Below are 18637 nucleotides of genomic sequence, written 5' to 3' on the forward strand. Positions count from 1 at the left end.
CGTGAGGCAGGCAGCGGGGGAGCGGTGAGCGACACCGTCTCCTGGCGCCCCAAGGCGGGCGAGATCCCGACGTCGCCCGGGGTGTACCGGTTCCGCGACGGTCGGGGCCGGGTGCTCTACGTCGGCAAGGCGAAGAACCTCCGCGCCCGCCTCAGCAACTACTTCCAGCCGCTGCGCTCGCTGCACGAGCGCACGCGCCGCATGGTGACGACGGCCGCGCAGGTCGAGTGGACGGTCGTCGGCAGCGAGCTCGAGGCACTGCAGCTCGAGTACAGCTGGATCAAGGAGTTCGCGCCGCCCTTCAACGTGAAGTTCCGCGACGACAAGTCGTACCCGTACCTCGCCATCACGCTCGGCGACGAGGTGCCGCGGGTGCTGATCACCCGCAACCGCAAGCTGCGGGGCGCGAAGTACTACGGGCCGTACACGAAGGTGTGGGCCATCCGCGAGACGCTCGATCTGATGCTCAAGGTGTTCCCGGTGCGCAGCTGCTCCGAGACCACCTACAAGCGCGCCGAAGCCACGGGCCGCCCGTGCCTGCTCGGCGACATCGGCAAGTGCGCGGCGCCGTGCGTCGGGCGCGTGCCCCTGCCGGTGCACCACGCGATGGCCGAGGACCTCGCGTCGTTCATGGCCGGCGGCGACCAGCGCTTCCGCAGCGACCTGACGAAGCGCATGCGCGAGGCCGCCGAGGCGCAGAACTACGAGGCCGCCGCGAAGTACCGCGACGCGCTCGGCGCGCTCGAGGCTGCGGTGTCGAAGTCGGCCGTCGTGCTGAACGAGGACGTCGACACCGACGTGTTCGGCGTCGCCGAGGACGAGCTCGCGGCGAGCGTGCAGCAGTTCCTCGTGCGGGGCGGCCGCATCCGCGGCACGCGCAGCTGGGTGGTCGACAAGGAGCTCGACGTCTCGCGCGGCGAGCTGATCGAGACGGTGCTGCTCGGCGCGTACGAGGACGACGCGTACCCGCCGCGCGAGGTGCTCGTGCCCGAGCTGCCCGACGACGTGACCGAGCTGGAGGCGCTGCTCACCGAGCGGCGGACCGCGGGACGCGAGGCGCAGGGGCTCCGCGGCGCGGGCCGGGTGCGGCTCCACGTCGCGGAGCGTGGCGACAAGGCGGCGCTCGCCGAGACGGCGGCGCGCAACGCCGCGCAGGCGCTGATGCTCTACAAGACGCGGCGCAGCGCCGACTTCACGGCCCGGTCGCAGGCGCTCGCCGACCTGCAGGACGCGCTCGGGCTCGACGACGCCCCGCTGCGCATCGAGTGCTTCGACGTGTCGCACCTCGGCGGCACGAACATCGTCGCGTCGATGGTCGTGTTCGAGGACGGCCTGCCGCGCAAGGACCAGTACCGGCGCTTCAACGTGGCCTCGTCGACCGACGACACCGACTCGATGTACCAGGTGCTGCGGCGGCGGCTCGCGCACCTCGAGGACGAGGACGCGGCACCGGCGCAGCAGGGCGACCGGTTCGCGTACCGACCCAACCTGCTCGTGGTCGACGGCGGCCAGCCGCAGGTCGCGGCCGCCGCGCGGGCGTTCGCCGACGCCGGCGTGACCGGCATCGCCATCTGCGGGCTCGCGAAGCGTCTCGAGGAGATCTGGCTGCCCGGCAGCGACTTCCCCGTCATCCTTCCCCGCAACAGCGACGCGCTGTTCCTGCTGCAGCGCCTCCGCGACGAGGCGCACCGCTTCGCGATCACGCACCAGCGCAGCCGCCGCAAGCGCGACATCGGCTCGCAGCTCGGAGAGATCCCCGGCCTCGGCGACGCCCGTGTCAAGGTGCTGCTGAAGCACTTCGGCTCCGTCGCGAAGCTGCGCCAGGCGACCCTCGAGCAGATCGAGGAGGTGCCGGGCTTCGGTGCGGTGCTCGCCGCCGCCGTGCTCGACCGGCTGCGTGCCCCGCAGCAGGCCGACGAGGCGGCGGACGACCCCGGGGGAGCGGCGACGGCCGCCCGTGTCGACGGCGACGCGGTGCTCGCGCAGGACGACGATGCGGGCGGCGGACTCCCGCTCGATCAGGGTGAGCCCGCCGTCGCCCGGTAGGCTGGACGTCGTCCTTCCGGCGGCTGGATGGAGATCGAACGCTTGAGCAGCGACGGCAGCACCACCGAGACGGTGGCGGACCTCCGCACGGCGGCCGGCGCCGCGCCGGAGCAGTCCGTGCTCGTCGTCACCGGCATGTCCGGGGCGGGCCGGTCGACGGTCGGCAACGCGCTCGAGGACCTCGGCTGGTACGTCGTCGACAACCTGCCGCCGCAGATGCTGAAGCCGCTGCTCGACCTCGCCGGTCACTCGGGCGGCCGGCTCTCCCGCGTCGCCGTCGTGGTGGACGTGCGCGGCGGCCAGCTGCTGTCGGAGCTGCGCGACGTCGCGTCCGAGCAGGACGGCCGGCCGCAGATCCGTCTGCTGTTCCTGGAGGCGAACGACGCCGCGCTCGTGCGCCGCTTCGAGGCGGTCCGCCGGCCGCACCCGATGCAGGAGGGCGGCACGATCCTCGACGGCATCACCGCCGAGCGGGCGCTCACCCTCGCGGTGCGCGAGCAGAGCGACATCATCATCGACACGTCCGAGCTGAACATCCATCAGCTCGCATCGGCCATCAACGAGCTGTTCGCCGACGACGAGACGCCCGGGGTCCGGGTCACGATCACGAGCTTCGGGTTCAAGTACGGCGTGCCGACCGACGCCGACATGGTGGCCGACGCCCGCTTCCTGCCGAACCCGTTCTGGGTGCCCGAGCTGCGGCCGCTCACGGGCCGGGACGCGCAGGTGCGCGACTACGTGCTCGGGCAGCGGGGCGCGAGCGAGTTCGTCGAGCGGTACGCGGCGGCGGTCGCGCCCGTGCTCGAGGGCTACCAGCGCGAGAACAAGAGCCACGCGACCATCGCGGTGGGCTGCACGGGCGGCAAGCACCGCTCCGTCGCGCTCGTCGAGCGGCTCGCGGCGCTGCTCGCGGAGCAGCCCGGCGTGGTCGTGAACGTGAAGCACCGCGACCTCGGTCGCGAGTAGCACCGTCCCCCGTGTGCGGGGGACAGGCAGTCGATGCGAGACTGAGGGCCGCCGCGACCGGCGGGAGCGGTTCCGGCGGGGGAAGAACGGGGAGCGGATGTGGCACTGACCGCCGAGGTGAAGGACGAGCTGACGCAGATGGAGGTCGGGAAGACCTCCGTGCGGGCGGCCGAGCTGGCGACCATCCTGCGGTTCTCCGGGGGACTGCACCTGATCTCCGGACGCATCGCGGTCGAGTCGGAGCTCGACACCCCGCAGCTCGCGAAGCGGGTCCGGCGCGACCTCGCCGAGCTCTACGGCGTGCGACCGGAGATGACGGTGCTGTCCGCGTCCGGCGTCCGGCGCACGAACCACTACCTGGTGCGCGTGGTCGACGGCGGCGAGACCCTCGCCCGGCAGACCGGCCTGCTCGACGCGCGCCGGCGCCCGATCCGCGGGCTGCCCAACCGGCTCACCACGGGCGGCCAGGAGGAGCTCGAGGCGGTCTGGCGCGGCGCGTTCCTCGCGCACGGCTCGCTGACCGACCCGGGCCGCTCGGCCGCGCTCGAGGTCACCTGCCCCGGCAACGAGACCGCCATGGCGCTCGTCGGCGCCGCCGGGCGCCTCCAGGTGCCGGCGAAGGCGCGCGAGGTGCGCGGCGTGCACCGCGTCGTCATCCGCGACGGCGAGGCCATCAGCGAGATGCTCGGGCACATGGGCGCCCGCCGCAGCGTGCAGAACTGGGAGGAGCTCCGCCAGCGCCGCGAGGTGCGGGCGAACACCAACCGGCTCGTCAACTTCGACGACGCGAACCTGCGCCGCAGCGCGCAGGCCGCCGTCGCCGCGTGCGCGCGGGTCGAGCGGGCGCTCGAGATCCTCGGCGACAGCGTGCCCGACCACCTGCAGTACGCGGGCAAGCTGCGGCTCGACCACCGCGACGCGAGCCTCGACGAGCTCGGCCACCACGCCGACCCGCCGATGACGAAGGACGCGGTCGCCGGCCGCATCCGGCGACTGCTCGCCCTCGCCGACAAGCGGGCCGCGGACCTCGGCATCCCGGGCACCGACGCGAACCTCCCCGAAGAGGTCGACGCGTAGCGCGCTGGAGCGTGGAGCGACGACCATTTCTGGTCGTCGCCGCGACGCCAGCGCCGACCGCCGTCCCGGCGGTCGGTCGTGACCGGCACTCAGCCCGGTCCAAGGCGCCCCTGAAGGGCCGGTCCTAGGCTCTCGAGCGTTCCCTCTTGGAAGGACGTCCCATGCCTGTGTACTCGCTGCCCGAGCTGCCCTACGACTACAGCGCGCTCGAACCGCACATCAGCGGCCGCATCATGCAGCTGCACCACGACAAGCACCACCAGACCTACGTGACGGGTGCGAACACCGCGCTCGACCAGCTCGCCGAGGCCCGCGACAGCGGCAACCTCGCGAACGTCAACAAGCTCGAGCGCGACCTCGCGTTCAACCTCGGCGGCCACGTCAACCACTCCGTGTTCTGGACGAACATGTCCCCGGACGGCGGCGACAAGCCGACCGGCGACGTCGCGAGCGCCATCGACGAGTTCTTCGGCGGCTTCGATAAGTTCCAGGCCCACTTCACCGCGGCCGCGCTCGGCGTGCAGGGCTCGGGCTGGGCCGCGCTCGTCTACGACTCGATCGGGCAGCGCCCGCTGATCGTGCAGTTCCACGACCAGCAGCAGGACTTCCCGGTCGGCGTCGTGCCGCTGCTCCTCCTCGACGTGTGGGAGCACGCGTACTACCTCGACTACCAGAACGTCCGCGCCGACTACGTGAAGGCGTTCTGGAACATCGTCAACTGGGCGAACGTCGAGCAGCGCCTGGCCGCCGCCCAGAAGCAGACCGCAGGCCTGCTGCTACTGTCGTAGCCGCCGCGGCGCCGGGGGACCGACAGGTCCTTCCGGCGCCGCACCCAGGGACACCGAAGAACGGCGTCCGTCCCGGGCGCCGAACAGCAGCGGAGGAAACGTGACCGTTCGCGTCGGGATCAACGGCTTCGGCCGGATCGGCCGAAACTACTTCCGGGCGGCTCTCGCCAAGGGCAGCGATCTCGAGATCGTCGCGGTCAACGACCTGACCGACAACAACGCGCTCGCGCACCTGCTGAAGTACGACTCGACGGCGGGTCCGCTGAAGGAGTCCGTCTCGGTCGACGGCGACAGCATCGTCGTCGACGGCCACAGGGTGCAGGTCCTCGAGCAGCGCGACCCGGCCCAGCTCGGCTGGGGCGACCTCGGCGTCGACATCGTCATCGAGTCGACCGGGCGCTTCACGAAGGCGCAGGACGCCCGCAAGCACATCGAGGCCGGCGCGAAGAAGGTCATCATCTCGGCGCCCGCGAGCGGCGAGGACGGCACGTTCGTGATGGGTGTGAACGAGGGCTCGTACGACCCCGAGACGATGCACATCCTCTCCAACGCGTCGTGCACGACGAACTGCCTCGCGCCTCTCGCGAAGGTCTTCAACGACGCGTTCGGCATCGAGCGCGGGCTCATGACCACGGTGCACGCGTACACCGCCGACCAGAACCTGCAGGACGGCCCGCACAGCGACCTCCGCCGCGCCCGCGCCGCCGCGCTCAGCATCATCCCCACCTCCACCGGCGCCGCGAAGGCCATCGGCCTCGTGCTGCCCGAGCTGAAGGGCAAGCTCGACGGCTTCGCCCTTCGCGTGCCGGTGCCGGTCGGCTCGATCACCGACCTCACCGTCACGGCCGGCCGCCAGGTCAGCGTCGACGAGGTGAAGGCCGCGTACCGCGAGGCGGCCGACGGCCCGATGAAGGGCATCCTCAAGTACGTCGACGAGCCGATCGTCTCGTCCGACATCGTGGGCGACCCGCACTCGTCGCTGTTCGACGCCGAGCTCACCCGCGTGATCGGCGACCAGGTCAAGCTGTCGTCCTGGTACGACAACGAGTGGGGCTACTCGAACCGGCTCGTCGACCTCGCCGAGTACGTCGCCGCACGGCTCTGACTCCGTCGATGCCGCTGCGCACCCTCGACTCCCTCGGGGACCTCGCCGGGCGGCGCGTCGTCGTCCGGTGCGACCTCAACGTCCCGCTGCAGGACGGCCGCATCACCGACGACGGGCGCGTCCGCGCGTCCGTGCCGACGCTGAACCGGCTGCTCGACGCGGGCGCGAAGGTCACCGTGATCTCGCACCTCGGGCGGCCGGACGGCGCTCCGGACCCGAAGTACAGCCTCCGGCCGGTGGCGGTGCGGCTCGGCGAGCTGCTCGACCGCGAGGTCGCGTTCGTCGACGAGCGGCCCGCCTCGGCCGCGCCGGGGAACGCCGACGTGACCGTGCTCGAGAACCTGCGGTTCGATCCGCGGGAGACGAGCAAGGACGAGGGGGAGCGCCGGGCCTACGCCGGCGAGCTGGCCCGCTTCGGCGACGTGATGGTCTCCGACGGCTTCGGCGTCGTGCACCGAAAGCAGGCGAGCGTCTACGAGCTCGCGGAGGTGCTGCCGAGCGCAGCCGGCCTGCTCATCGCCGCGGAGCTGGACGTGCTGGAGCGGCTCACGGCGCGACCTGAGCACCCCTACACGGTCGTGCTCGGCGGCTCGAAGGTGAGCGACAAGCTCGCGGTCATCGACGCGCTGCTGCCGCGGGTCGACACGCTGCTGATCGGTGGCGGGATGCTGTTCACGTTCCTCGCCGCCCAGGGCTCCGCCGTCGGGAAGAGCCTGCTCGAGGCAGACCGGATCCCCGCGGTGCAGGAGTACCTGCGCCGCGCCGACGAGCTCGGTGTGCGCCTCGTCGTGCCGACCGACGTCGTCGTCGCGTCGAGGTTCGCGGCCGACGCCGAGCACGAGACGGTCGCCGCCGACGCGATCGAGTCGTCGTCGTTCGGCGCCGACGGCATCGGCCTCGACATCGGACCGCGGACCGCCGAGACCTTCGCCGCGGCGATCGCCGGCTCGCGCACCGTGTTCTGGAACGGACCGATGGGCGTGTTCGAGTTCCCCGCCTTCGCGACGGGCACCAAGCGCGTCGCCGAGGCGCTCACCGAGGTCGACGGCCTATCGGTCGTCGGCGGCGGCGACTCCGCTGCCGCGGTCCGCGCGCTCGGGTTCTCCGACGACCGGTTCGGGCACATCTCCACCGGTGGCGGCGCGAGCCTCGAGTTCCTCGAGGGCAAGCAGCTGCCGGGGCTCACCGTGCTCGGCCGGGAGGGCTGACCCGTGCGCACGCCGCTCATCGCCGGCAACTGGAAGATGAACCTCGACCACCTGCAGGCGATCGCGCTCGTGCAGAAGCTCGCGTGGACGCTGCAGGACTCGGGGCACGACCCGAAGGCGGTCGAGGTGGCCGTGTTCCCGCCGTTCACCGACCTCCGCAGCGTGCAGACGCTCATCGCAGCCGAGCGGTTCGAGCTCGCCCTCGGCGCGCAGGACCTGTCGCCCTACGAGTCCGGGGCCTACACGGGCGACGTGTCTGGCGCCTTCCTCAAGGCGCTCGCCGCCGCCTACGTCATCGTCGGGCACTCGGAGCGGCGCGCGATGCACGGCGAGACCGACGAGATCGTGAACGCCAAGGCGCTCGCTGCGCTGAAGCACGACCTCGTGCCCGTCGTCTGCGTGGGCGAGACCGCCGAGGACCTCGAGCGGCACGGCTCGAGCGCGGTGCCCGTCGCGCAGGTGCGCACGGCGCTGCTCGGCGTCCCCGACGACGCCGACGTGGTGGTCGCCTACGAGCCGGTCTGGGCCATCGGCTCCGGGCGGGCGGCGACGCCCGACACGGCCCAGGAGGTGTGCGCCGCGCTCCGCGCGGCGATCGCCGAGGACCACGGGCAGGCGTTCGCCGACCGCACCCGGCTGCTGTACGGCGGCTCGGTGAAGAGCGGCAACATCGCGTCGTTCATGCATCGCCCCGACGTCGACGGCGCCCTCGTGGGCGGCGCCAGCCTCGACCCTGGTGAGTTCGCCGCGATCGCCCGCTTCCCGAAGCACGTCTCGATCGACTGAGCCCGGCCGCGGCAGCGGCGCCGGTTCCGGCTCGCCGCAGTCGAAGGGAAGGACCGTCCGCCGGAGGCGCCCCCGTATACTGGGCCGCGCTGGAATCCGGCTGCGACAGCGATGGGAGGAGCAGGCATGGCCGTACTCGAAGTGGTCCTCGAGATCGTGCTCGCGATCACGAGCCTGCTGCTCACCCTGCTGATCCTGCTGCACCGCGGGCGCGGCGGCGGCCTCTCCGACATGTTCGGCGGCGGCGTCACCTCGAGCCTCGGCGCCTCCGGCGTCGCCGAGCGCAACCTCAACCGGATCACCGTCGTCCTCGGGCTCGTGTGGTTCGCCTCGATCGTCGTGCTCGGCCTCATCACCCGGTTCTCCTCCGGCGCCTGACGCGCCCCCGACCCGAAGCGAGACTCCATGGCATCTGGCGGCAGTGCGATCCGCGGCTCCCGAGTGGGCGCCGGCCCGATGGGCGAGCAGGACCACGGGCACCACGCGGACCGCGTCGCGGTCTCCTACTGGGACGCCCGCGGCAACGAGACGGTGCGGTACTTCGCGGCGAACCTCCCGGCCGAGGAGATCCCCGACGTCATCGACTCGCCGAGCACGGGGCTGCCCGCGGGCCGCGACCGCAACAACCCCCCGGCCGTCCAGAAGACCGAGCCGTACAAGACGCACCTCGCCTACGTGAAGGAGCGCCGCACCGATGAGGAGGCCGCGCAGCTCCTCGACGAGGCGCTGAAGCAGCTCCGCATCCGTCGCGGGAAGATCCCGGCGGACAGCTGATCCACGACGACGAAGGGCCCGGCCGATCGGCCGGGCCCTTCGTCGTGCAGCATCAGTACTGCGAGGCGATGAGGTTCTGCGGCACCTTCGCGGCCGCGCCGGCGTCGACGAAGAAGACGGTGCGCTTGCGGCCCGTCGAGCCGGCCACGGGCACCTCGTCCTCGCTCGCACCGGCGAGGGCGAGACCGAGGGCGCTGGCCTTCTCCGCTCCGGCGAGCACGAGCCAGATGCGGCGCGACGTGTTCAGCGCCGACATCGTGAGCGTGAGCCGGTCGGGCGGCGGCTTCGGCGCGTTGTGGACCGCGACGACGGTGCGCTGCTGCTCGCCGGCGCGGTCGCGCTCGGGGAAGAGCGCCGCGATGTGGCCGTCCGGTCCGACCCCGAGGAACGTGATGTCGAAGCGGGGCACGTCGTGGCCGCTCTGCGCGTGCTGGCGCAGCACGTCGGCGTAGGCGTCGGCTGCCCGGTCGATGTCGTCGATCTCGTCGGACGCGGGGAACGGATGGATGTTCGCCTCGGGCGTCGGCAGGTGGTCGAGCAGCGCCTCGCGGGCCTGCCGCTCGTTGCGCTCCGGGTCGGCCTTCGGCGCGAACACCTCGTCGCTCCACCAGAAGTGCACGCGCGTCCAGTCGATGGTGTCGCGCATGCCGGAGGCGAGGACGGCCTGCTGCACGTCGTGGCCGGCGGTGCCGCCGGTGAGCACGACGTTGACCGTGTCCGACTCGTCGAGCAGGTCGACGAGCTTCGTGAGGAACCGTGCTGCGACCGCGGCTGCCAGGGCGTCGCCGTCCGGGTGCACCAGCACGCGTCGTTCGTTCGTCACGATCCTCCGTCCGGTCGGCCCGGCGCTCCCGTGGCCTGCTCGGGCAGCGCGAGGCCGTCGATCAGCACCTCCCCGTACAGGTCGTCGGGGTCGAGGCGCCGCAGCTCCTCGGCGAGGCAGTCTCGCAGGCTCCGCCGCGGCAGGGAGACGGTGTGCGTCGGCTGCCCCGGCTGGGACAGCGTAGCGATGTTCGGCACCTCGCGTTCCAGCGCGATCGGGCCCGGGGCGCGGAGCAGCCGTACCGCGTGGATGCCGCCCGAACCCGTCGAGCGACCGGCGAGGGGGACGCTCACGGGCACCCCGAGCTGCAGCCCCAGCCAGGCGGCGAGCAGCCGCGTGGAGGGGGAGTCGGCCGCGCCCGTCACCTCGGCGCGCGTCACCGGCTCGAACGGCGGCTGGTCGAGGGCCGCAGCGAGGAACGCGCGCCACAGGGTGAGCCGGGTCCAGGAGAGGTCCGTGTCGCCGGGGCGGTAGGTCGCCGCGAGGTGGTGCAGCGCGGCCGTCGGGTCGGGCTGGGTGGACGCGTCGGTGATGCGCCGCTGGGCGAGCCGGCCGAGCGGCGACTCAGCGACGACCTCGGGCGCCTCGTGCGGCCACCAGGCGACGACGGGTGCGTCGGGGAGCAGCAGCCCGGTGACGAGCCCCTCCTCGTCGCTGCCGGCGTCGCCGAACGCGCGGATCAGCACGACCTCGCTCGCGCCGGCGTCGCCGCCGACGCGGATCTGCGCGTCGAGGCGCGGTTCAGCAGCGGTGAGGTCGCGGGCGAGCACGAGCACCCGCATGGGATGCTCGCGGGAGGCGGCGTTCGCGGCCTCGATCGCCTCCTCCTCCGCGCCGACGCCGGTGCTGATGACGAGGGTGAGCACGCGGCCGAGGGCGACCGCGCCGCCCTCCTCGCGGATCTTCACGAGCGCGCGCTGCACCTTGGCCACGGTGGTCGCGGGCAGGTCGACGATCACGGGCGCCTCCAGACGCGGCCGTCGCGGGCGAGCAGCGCGTCGGCCGACGCGGGACCCCACGTGCCGGGGCGGTACGGCTCGGGCCGCCCGCTCTCGGCCCAGAAGCGCTCGACGGGATCGAGGATCCGCCAGGACAGCTCGACCTCCTCGTGCCGCGGGAAGAGCGGCGGGTCGCCGAGCAGCATGTCGAGGATGAGGCGCTCGTACGCCTCGGGACTGGCCTCCGTGAACGCGTGGCCGTAGCCGAAGTCCATGGTGACGTCGCGCACCTGCATGCCGGCGCCCGGCACCTTCGAGCCGAAGCGGATCGTGACGCCCTCGTCGGGCTGCACGCGGATGACGAGCGCGTTCTGCCCGAGCTGCGCGGTCTGCTCCTGCGCGAACAGCTGGTGCGGCGCCCGCTTGAAGACGACGGCGATCTCGGTGACGCGGCGCCCCAGGCGCTTGCCGGCGCGCAGGTAGAACGGCGCGCCCGCCCAGCGGCGGGTGCCGATCTCGAGCTTCAGCGCCGCGTAGGTCTCGGTCGTGGAGGCGGGGTCCATGCCGTCCTCCTCGAGGAACCCGACGACCCGCTCGCCGCCCTGCCAGCCCGACGTGTACTGGCCGCGGGCCGTCGCGGTCGCGAGGTCGGCGGGCAGCCGAACCGCCGAGAGCACCTTCTCCTTCTCGGTGCGCAACGACGCCGCCTCGAACGAGACGGGCTCCTCCATCGCCGTGAGGGCGAGCAGCTGCAGGAGGTGGTTCTGGATCACGTCGCGCGCGGCGCCGATGCCGTCGTAGTAGCCGGCGCGGCCGCCGACGCCGATGTCCTCGGCCATCGTGATCTGCACGTGGTCGACGAAGTTCGCGTTCCAGATCGGCTCGAACAGCATGTTCGCGAACCGCAGGGCGAGCAGGTTCTGGACCGTCTCCTTGCCGAGGTAGTGGTCGATGCGGAACACCGAGTCGGCCGGGAAGACGCTCTCGACGACCTGGTTGAGCTCACGGGCCGTCTGCAGGTCGGAGCCGAACGGCTTCTCGATGACGACGCGCCGCCACTGACCCGGCCGCGGGTCGGCGAGCCCCGAGGCGCGCAGCTGCTCGGTGACCTGCGGGAACGCCTTCGGCGGGATCGACAGGTAGAACGCGTGGTTGCCCATCGTGCCGCGCTCGCGATCGAGGGCCTCGACGGTCTCGCGGAGGCGCCGGAACGCCTCCGGGTCGTCGAAGGTGCCCTGCACGAACCGGATGCCCTGCGCGAGCTGCCGCCACACGTCCTCGGAGAAGGGCGTGCGGGCGTGGTCCCGCACCGCGTCGTGGACGACCTGCGCGAAGTCCTCGTCCGCCCAGTCGCGCCGCGCGAACCCGACGAGGGCGAACCCCGGCGGCAGCAGCCCCCGGTTCGCGAGGTCGTAGACGGCGGGCAGCAGCTTCTTGCGGGCGAGGTCGCCCGTCACACCGAAGATGACGAGGCTCGACGGGCCAGCGATGCGGTTGAGCCGGCGATCGGCCGGGTCGCGGAGCGGGTTGCCGCCCTCGAAGCCGCTCACGGCGCCACCGCGCGATCGGTCGCGAAGGGGTCGGTGCCGAGCAGCCAGCCCGCCGCGGCCGTCGCGGTCTGCCAGACGAGCAGCAGCTCGCCGAGCGTGCCGCTCACCGCGAGCTCGTCGTCGGTGGGGCGCTGCCCCCGGCCGTCTCCCGCGTCGGCGACGAGGCGCACGACGAGCAGGTCGTCGCCGGGCGGCAGGTCGTGCTCCGGCGGGAGCACGAAGGCCCCGAGACCGGCGTGCCCGAGGGCGCTGGTGGCGGCGACGAGCAGGTGCGCCGCCCACTCGGCGAAGCCCACGAGGTGCGTGCCGGCGGCCACGATCGCGATGCGGGTGCGGCGCGGATCGGTGCCGGCGAGCGCCGCGGCGAGCACGAGCCCGTTGTTCGCGGGAGCGTCGATCGCGAGGTCGAGCAGCTCGGACTCCGCCTCGTCGAGCAGCTCGCCGAGGTCGGCGCCCGCGAGCCCGGCGGCCACGAGGCCGGCTGGCGTGAGCACGGAGAACGCGTCGCCGACGTCGGGCTCGGCGGCGAGCACGGCCGCGCCCGCCTCCTGCGCCTCGCGCTCGAGCGCGGAGCCGGACGGCGCGACCACGACCAGACGCTGGGCCGGGTCGGCGCCCGCCTCCGCGAGCAGCCGCCGCGCGGCGCCGACCAGTCCGGCCGGCAGGGTGGCATCGGCCGGCTGGGCGAGCACGACGGCGGTGGTGGCACCGCCGGCGGGCAGCACCTCGCCGAGCCGGGAGGGCTCCGTCAGCACGTCGAGCTCGAGGCCCTGCGTGCGCACCACGGTGGCGGCGCCGAGCGCGGTGGCCGGCGGCGCGACGAGCAGCACGCGCTCGGCCCCGGAGCGCCGGGCGCGATCGCGAAGCGCGACGATGCGCGGCACGAGCGGGCGCGACCGCGCGACCGCCTCGGTCCAGCCGAGCCGGGGGAGCGCCCCCGGCTCGGTGTCGCGTCCCCAGAGGGAGTCGTCCTGCGCCGTGATGGCCGACGCGATGCGCTCGTCGACGAGCCGCGGCAGCACCCGGTCCACGGCCTCGCGGGCCACGGCGCCGAGCGAGAAGCGAACGCTCAAGCCTTGGCCGTCTCGAGAGCCTTCGTCACCGTGTCGGTCAGCTCGTGCCACGACTGGATGAACTTCTCGACACCCTCGCGCTCGAGCTGGTTCGAGACCTCGGCGATGTCGATGCCGACGGCGGCGAGCCGGTCGAACACCTGCTGCGCGTCGTCGTAGCGGTCGACGACCGTGTCGCCCTCGATCCGCCCGTGGTCGGCGACGGCCTCGAGCGTCTTCTCCGGCATCGTGTTCACGACGCCGTGGGTGACGAGCTCGGTCACGTAGAGCGTGTCGGGCAGGCTCGGGTCCTTGGTGCCGGTCGAGGCCCACAGCGGCCGCTGCCGGTTCGCGCCCTGCTCCTGCAGCGCGATGGCGCGCTCGGTGGCGAAGCGCTCGACGAACAGCTTGTAGGCGAGCCGGGCGTTCGCGACGGCGGCCTTGCTCTTCAGCGCGGTCGCCTCGTCGGAGCCGATCGCGTCGAGACGCTTGTCGACCTCGGTGTCCACGCGGGAGACGAAGAACGACGCGACCGAGTGGATGGTGGAGAGGTCGATGCCCGCCTTCGCGGCCTGCTCGAGGCCTTCGAAGTACGCGTCGATGACCTGGCCGTAGCGCTCGAGGCTGAAGATCAGGGTCACGTTGACGCTGATGCCGGCGGCGATCGCGGCGGTGATCGCGGGCAGGCCCTGGACGGTCGCCGGGATCTTGATCATGACGTTCGGCTTCTCGATCGTGCTCCAGAGGCGCTTCGCCTCGGCGATCGTCGCGTCGGTGTCGTGCGCGAGCTCGGGGGAGACCTCGATCGACACGCGGCCGTCGTACCCGTTCGACTTCTCGAACACGTCGCGGAAGATGTCCGCGGCGTTGCCGACGTCGGCGGTGGTGATCTCGAAGATGGCCTCGGCGACGTCCTTGCCGGCGGCCGCGATCTCACGGACCTGCTCGTCGTACGCCTCGCCCTTCGACAGCGCCGAGGCGAAGATCGTCGGGTTCGTCGTGACGCCCACGACGTCGCGCTCGGCGATCAGCTTCTCGAGCCCGTGGCCCTTGATGCGCTCGCGCGAGAGGTCGTCGAGCCAGATGCTGACCCCCGCGGCCGACAGGGCCGCGGTGGGACGCTCGGTGCTCGTCTCGGTGATGCTCATGGTTCCTCCTCGCATCCGTCCTGGTCGCGCTTCAGCGGCCCAGGGACTCCTTGGCGGCCGCGACGGCGTGCTCCGTCGTGAGGCCGTACTTCTCGAACAGGGTCTGGTAGTCGGCGCTCGCCCCGAAGGTCTCGACCGACACGCTGCGACCCTGGTCGCCGACGTACCGACGCCAGCCCAGCGAGAGCCCGGCCTCGATCGAGACGCGGGCCTTCACGGCCGACGGCAGCACCGACTCCTTGTACTCGTCGCTCTGCTCCTCGAACCACTCGAGGCACGGCGCGGACACGACGCGGGCGTTGATGCCCTGCTGCTGCAGCTGCTGGCGCGCGTCGACCGCGATCTGCACCTCGGAGCCGGTGGCGATGAGGATCACGTCGGGGGTGCCGCCCGGGGCCTCGGCGAGGACGTAGGCGCCCTTCGCCGTGCCCTCGGCGGAGGCGAGGGTGTCGCCCTCGGCGTCGCCCGTGCCGCGCTCGAACACCGGGATGTTCTGGCGGGTGAGGGCGAGACCGGCGGGGCCCTTGCGCCGCTCGAGGACGGTGCGCCAGGCGACCGCCGTCTCGTTCGCGTCGCCGGGCCGGACGACGTCGAGCTGCGGGATCGCGCGGAGCGCCCACAGGGTCTCGACCGGCTGGTGGGTCGGGCCGTCCTCACCGAGCGCGATGGAGTCGTGCGTCCAGACGTAGATGGTCGGCGCCTTCATCAGGGCGGCGAGGCGGACCGCGGGCCGCATGTAGTCGCTGAAGATGAGGAAGGTCGCACCGAACGGGCGGGTGTTGCCGTGCAGCACGATGCCGTTCAGGATCGCGCCCATCGCGTGCTCGCGGATGCCGAAGTGCAGCACGCGGCCGTACGGGTTCGCCGTCCACATCTTCGTGCCGCGGTCCGGCGGCAGGAACGAGCCGGCGTCCTCGATCGTCGTGTTGTTCGATTCGGCGAGGTCGGCGGAGCCGCCCCACAGCTCGGGCACCCGTCCCGCGATCGCGTTGATCACCTTGCCGGAGGCGACGCGCGTGGAGACCGCCTTGCCCGCGGGGAACTGCGGGAGGTCGGCGAACGCGTCGTCGGGCAGCCGGTAGTCGACGATGCGGTCGAGCAGCTGCTTGCGCTCGGGGTTCGCCTCGGCCCACTGCTCGAGGCGCTCGTCCCACTCGCGGTGCTGGGCCTGGCCTCGCTCGATCGCGCCGCGCGTGTGCTCGAGCACGTCGGCCGCGACGTCGAAGGTCGTGTCGGGGTCGAAGCCGATCGCGCGCTTCAGACCCGCGACCTCCTCGTCGCCCATCGCGGAGCCGTGGATCTTGCCGGTGTTCTGCAGCTTCGGCGAGGGCCAGCCGATGATCGTGTCGACGACGATGAACGACGGCTTGTCGGTGACGGACTGCGCCTCGACGATCGCGGCGTGCAGCGCCTCCACGTCCTCCTTGTAGGAGCCGTCGGGCTGGATGAACGACACCTCCTGGACGTGCCAGCCGAGCGCGCGGTAGCGGGCCGGGGTGTCCTCGGAGAGGGCGATGTTCGTGTCGTCCTCGATCGAGATGCGGTTGCGGTCGTAGAAGACGATCAGGTTCCCGAGCTGCTGCGTGCCGGCGAGCGAGGAGGCCTCGTTGGTGATGCCCTCCTCGATGTCGCCGTCGCTCGCGATGCAGTAGATGAAGTGGTCGAACGGGCTCTGCCCGGTCGGGGCGTCGGGGTCGAAGAGACCGCGCTCGAAGCGCGACGCGTACGCGAAGCCGACCGAGGACGCGAAGCCCTGCCCGAGCGGGCCGGTGGTGATCTCGACGCCGTCGGTGTGCCCGTACTCGGGGTGGCCGGGCGTCTTCGAGCCCCACTTGCGCAGGTGCTTCAGGTCGTCGAGCTCGAGGCCGTAGCCGCCCAGGTAGAACTGGATGTACTGCGTCAGCGACGAGTGCCCGGCCGAGAGGATGAACCGGTCGCGGCCGATCCAGGTGCTGTCGGACGGGTCGCGGCGCATGACCTTCTGGAACAGCAGGTAGGCCAGGGGCGCGAGGCTGATGGCGGTGCCGGGATGCCCGTTGCCGGCGTTCTGCACCGCATCGGCGGCGAGGGCGCGGACCGTGTCGACCGCCTTCTCGTCGAGTTCGCTCCACTCGAGCGAGGTCGAGCCCCGGGTCTGCAGGTCGGTCACGTCCGTCTCCGTCCGTCGGTCAACTGTGTGCGGGCCGTGTGAGAACCCCCCGCAAGTCTAAGGATTCCTGCCTGCAATGTTCCCGCGGGCGCCGGGGAGCGACGACCGGGTCCGGACCATTCACATAGAATCTGCATCCAGATGAGCACGGCAGTCCCGGCTGCCGGCGGCACCGCCGTCGGACCCGATCCTTCCCCCGCGCCGCGCCCCGGGCGCCTGCGCGCCTACGTCGCGCTCATGAAGCTGCGTGTCGTCGAGCTGCTGCTCGTGACGACGCTGCCGGTCATGATCCTCGCGAAGCACGGCGTGCCCGACCTCGGCGTCGTCCTCTGGACGCTGCTCGGCGGCACGATGAGCGCGGGTGCGGCGAACGCCTTCAACATGGTCATCGACCGCGACATCGACCGGGTCATGCACCGCACGCGGCACCGCCCGCTCGTCACGGGTGCGCTCACCGCGCGGCAGGCGGTGCTCTTCGCCTCGGCGCTCACCGTCGCCTCGACCCTCGTGCTCGGCCTCGGCACCACCTGGCTCGCCGCGGGGCTCTCGCTCGCCGCGATCGGGTTCTACATCTTCATCTACACGCTGTGGCTCAAGCGGCGCACCACGCAGAACATCATCTGGGGCGGCATCGCGGGCTGCTTCCCGGTGCTCATCGGGTGGGCGGCCGTCACGGGCGGGCTCACCTGGACGCCGCTCGTGCTGTTCGCCGTGATCTTCCTCTGGACGCCCCCGCACTACTGGCCGCTGTCGATGCGGTACGCCGAGGACTACTCGTCGGTGAACGTGCCGATGCTCGGCGCGGTCCGCTCGAACGAGCAGGTCGGGCTGCAGACGGTGCTGTACGCCTGGGCCACGCTCGCGTGCTCGCTGCTGCTCATCCCCGTCGCGCACATGGGCCCGCTCTACGCGGTCGTCGCGCTCCTCGCCGGCGGCTGGTTCGTGTGGGAGACGCACCGCCTCTACGACCGCGCGATCCGCGGCGAGCGGGTGGCGCCGATGCGGGTGTTCCACGCCTCGATCGGCTCGTTGTCGGTGCTGTTCCTCGCCGTCGCGATCGATCCGCTGCTCTTCCGATGAGCACGGTCGGGAACCGCCGCCCGAGAAGGATCCGCACCCCGTTCGCGGTGCTCGCGGACCACGTCGTGCTCGGCGGCCGGGCGCTGCGCTGGGGCACGACCGCGGCGCTGCTCGTCAGCATCCTGCTCGTCGTCACCGGGGGAGTGGTGCGGGTCACCGGCTCCGGCCTCGGCTGCCCGACGTGGCCGGTGTGCGAGGCGGGGTCGCTCGCCACCACGCCGGCGCTCGGCATCCACGGCGTCATCGAGTTCGGCAACCGCCTGCTCACGACGGTGCTCTGCCTCGCCGTCGGCTGGGCGATCGTCGCCGCGCGGCTGCAGCCGGTGCGGCAGCGGCCGCTCACCCGGCTGGCCTGGAGCCAGTTCTGGCTCGTGGTCGGGAACGCGGTGGCGGGCGGCATCACGGTGTGGACCGGGCTCAACCCCTACGTCGTCGCGCTGCACTTCCTGCTCGCCTTCGCGCTGCTCACCACGACGACGCTCACCTGGCACCGGGCGCGGCAGTCGGACGAGGCGGCGACGGTCGCGGGGCCGGCCGGCCCGATCACCTGGGTGCTCACCGCCGTCGCCGCGGCGCTCGTGGTGCTCGGCACCGTCGTCACGGGCGCCGGTCCCCACTCCGGCGACTCGGCCGCCGTGCCGCGCATGGACGTGAGCTGGACGGCGATCACCGCGGTGCACGGCTCGGTCGCGATCGCGACGATCGTGCTCGCGCTCGTGCTGCTCGTCGTCCTGCGCCGGGCCGGCGCCGGCGCCGCGCTCGCCCGTCGGCGCGTCGTCGTGCTGCTCGGCGTGCTCGCGGCGCAGGCGGCCGTCGGGATCGTGCAGGCGTTCACCGGGCTGCCCGCCGTCTTCGTCGTGGTGCACCTCGCGGGCGCCGCGTTCGTCTGGGTCGGCGTCCTGCGGGTGCTGCTCGACGTGCGTCCCGACCTGTTCGGCCGGGTGCGGCCGCTCGCGGTCGAGGCGACGCCCGTGCGCGAGCCCGCCTCGGCGATCGCCGGGAGGCCGCAGCGGCCGACGACGTCACGAGTACCATCGAGGTGATCGAACGGCGGCGCCGCGGACTGCGCGCGCCTCGCGGGGATGCGCGAGCCGACCTCCCCGCCGGCCCGGCCGGAGGGCCCGCCACGGCCCGCGCAGGCGGCCGC

At 72.6% G+C, this 18637-nt stretch carries 17 protein-coding genes; 11 read left to right on the plus strand and 6 right to left on the minus strand.

Annotated features, from left to right (window positions below):
- Positions 1-24: 24 nt before the first annotated feature.
- The 9 genes from uvrC (at position 25) to QDR37_RS10720 (ending at position 8750) form a co-directional block, all read left to right on the plus strand.
- Entirely contained in the window at positions 25-2046 is a 2022-nt protein-coding gene (gene uvrC / locus QDR37_RS10680; RefSeq protein WP_279713738.1) for an excinuclease ABC subunit UvrC, read from the plus strand.
- Between the two features lie 72 nt (positions 2047-2118).
- The gene (gene rapZ / locus QDR37_RS10685; RefSeq protein ID WP_279714850.1) at positions 2119-3012 is read left to right on the plus strand and encodes an RNase adapter RapZ; all 894 of its coding nucleotides are present in this window, start codon (positions 2119-2121) and stop codon (positions 3010-3012) included.
- Between the two features lie 99 nt (positions 3013-3111).
- Positions 3112-4089, plus strand: a complete 978-nt coding sequence (whiA, locus tag QDR37_RS10690) for a DNA-binding protein WhiA (RefSeq protein WP_279713739.1) — start codon at positions 3112-3114, stop codon at positions 4087-4089.
- Positions 4090-4250: 161 nt separating this feature from the next.
- A complete protein-coding gene (locus QDR37_RS10695; protein WP_279713740.1) occupies positions 4251-4877 on the plus strand; it encodes a superoxide dismutase in 627 nt (208 codons plus the stop codon).
- 100 nt (positions 4878-4977) lie between these two features.
- Entirely contained in the window at positions 4978-5982 is a 1005-nt protein-coding gene (gene gap, locus QDR37_RS10700) for a type I glyceraldehyde-3-phosphate dehydrogenase (protein ID WP_279713741.1), read from the plus strand.
- 8 nt (positions 5983-5990) lie between these two features.
- Entirely contained in the window at positions 5991-7190 is a 1200-nt protein-coding gene (locus tag QDR37_RS10705) for a phosphoglycerate kinase (RefSeq protein ID WP_279713742.1), read from the plus strand.
- A 3-nt stretch (positions 7191-7193) separates the two neighbouring features.
- On the plus strand, positions 7194-7976 hold the full coding sequence (tpiA, locus tag QDR37_RS10710) for a triose-phosphate isomerase (RefSeq protein ID WP_279713743.1): 783 nt from the start codon (positions 7194-7196) through the stop codon (positions 7974-7976).
- 126 nt (positions 7977-8102) lie between these two features.
- Complete coding sequence (gene secG / locus QDR37_RS10715) at positions 8103-8354, plus strand: preprotein translocase subunit SecG (RefSeq protein ID WP_279713744.1); 252 nt, start codon at positions 8103-8105, stop codon at positions 8352-8354.
- 27 nt (positions 8355-8381) lie between these two features.
- Entirely contained in the window at positions 8382-8750 is a 369-nt protein-coding gene (locus QDR37_RS10720; RefSeq protein ID WP_279713746.1) for an RNA polymerase-binding protein RbpA, read from the plus strand.
- 52 nt (positions 8751-8802) lie between these two features.
- On the opposite strand, the gene pgl is transcribed toward QDR37_RS10720, so the two are convergent.
- The 6 genes from pgl to tkt are packed head-to-tail and all read right to left on the minus strand — an operon-like array spanning position 8803 to position 16410.
- Entirely contained in the window at positions 8803-9573 is a 771-nt protein-coding gene (pgl, locus tag QDR37_RS10725) for a 6-phosphogluconolactonase (protein WP_279713747.1), read from the minus strand.
- Positions 9570-10532 carry a glucose-6-phosphate dehydrogenase assembly protein OpcA gene (locus tag QDR37_RS10730; protein ID WP_279713748.1) on the minus strand — a complete coding sequence of 321 codons (963 nt, stop codon included), beginning with the start codon at positions 10530-10532 and terminating at the stop codon, positions 9570-9572. Before QDR37_RS10730 ends, pgl begins: the two co-directional genes overlap by 4 nt.
- Positions 10529-12061 (minus strand): glucose-6-phosphate dehydrogenase, encoded by a 1533-nt coding sequence (zwf, locus tag QDR37_RS10735; protein ID WP_279713749.1) that lies wholly within the window; start codon positions 12059-12061, stop codon positions 10529-10531. The genes QDR37_RS10730 and zwf overlap by 4 nt, the downstream gene beginning before the upstream one ends.
- On the minus strand, positions 12058-13134 hold the full coding sequence (locus QDR37_RS10740; protein ID WP_279713750.1) for a hypothetical protein: 1077 nt from the start codon (positions 13132-13134) through the stop codon (positions 12058-12060). The genes zwf and QDR37_RS10740 overlap by 4 nt, the downstream gene beginning before the upstream one ends.
- On the minus strand, positions 13131-14261 hold the full coding sequence (tal, locus tag QDR37_RS10745) for a transaldolase (protein WP_279713751.1): 1131 nt from the start codon (positions 14259-14261) through the stop codon (positions 13131-13133). The genes QDR37_RS10740 and tal overlap by 4 nt, the downstream gene beginning before the upstream one ends.
- A gap of 31 nt (positions 14262-14292) precedes the next feature.
- Positions 14293-16410, minus strand: a complete 2118-nt coding sequence (gene tkt, locus QDR37_RS10750; RefSeq protein ID WP_279713752.1) for a transketolase — start codon at positions 16408-16410, stop codon at positions 14293-14295.
- Positions 16411-16551: 141 nt separating this feature from the next.
- Between tkt and QDR37_RS10755 the strand changes: the two genes are divergently transcribed.
- Both QDR37_RS10755 and QDR37_RS10760 read left to right on the plus strand, forming a co-directional pair.
- Positions 16552-17490, plus strand: coding sequence for a heme o synthase (locus tag QDR37_RS10755; RefSeq protein WP_279713753.1), 939 nt, complete (start codon positions 16552-16554; stop codon positions 17488-17490).
- On the plus strand, positions 17487-18533 hold the full coding sequence (locus QDR37_RS10760) for a COX15/CtaA family protein (protein ID WP_279713754.1): 1047 nt from the start codon (positions 17487-17489) through the stop codon (positions 18531-18533). The genes QDR37_RS10755 and QDR37_RS10760 overlap by 4 nt, the downstream gene beginning before the upstream one ends.
- The last annotated feature ends 104 nt before the right edge of the window (positions 18534-18637 follow it).

It is taken from the genome of Amnibacterium sp. CER49 (assembly GCF_029846255.1).
Classification (GTDB): Bacteria; Actinomycetota; Actinomycetes; order Actinomycetales; family Microbacteriaceae; genus Amnibacterium.

Excerpts from the sequence above, each read along its gene's own strand:
- secG (WP_279713744.1), top strand. The coding sequence starts at position 8,103 with ATGGCCGTACTCGAAGTGGTCCTCGAGATCGTGCTCGCGATCACGAGC.
- QDR37_RS10760 (WP_279713754.1), top strand. The coding sequence starts at position 17,487 with ATGAGCACGGTCGGGAACCGCCGCCCGAGAAGGATCCGCACCCCGTTC.
- tal (WP_279713751.1), bottom strand. The coding sequence starts at position 14,261 with ATGAGCATCACCGAGACGAGCACCGAGCGTCCCACCGCGGCCCTGTCG.
- QDR37_RS10705 (WP_279713742.1), top strand. The coding sequence starts at position 5,991 with ATGCCGCTGCGCACCCTCGACTCCCTCGGGGACCTCGCCGGGCGGCGC.
- QDR37_RS10695 (WP_279713740.1), top strand. The coding sequence starts at position 4,251 with ATGCCTGTGTACTCGCTGCCCGAGCTGCCCTACGACTACAGCGCGCTC.
- QDR37_RS10755 (WP_279713753.1), top strand. The coding sequence starts at position 16,552 with ATGAGCACGGCAGTCCCGGCTGCCGGCGGCACCGCCGTCGGACCCGAT.
- QDR37_RS10720 (WP_279713746.1), top strand. The coding sequence starts at position 8,382 with ATGGCATCTGGCGGCAGTGCGATCCGCGGCTCCCGAGTGGGCGCCGGC.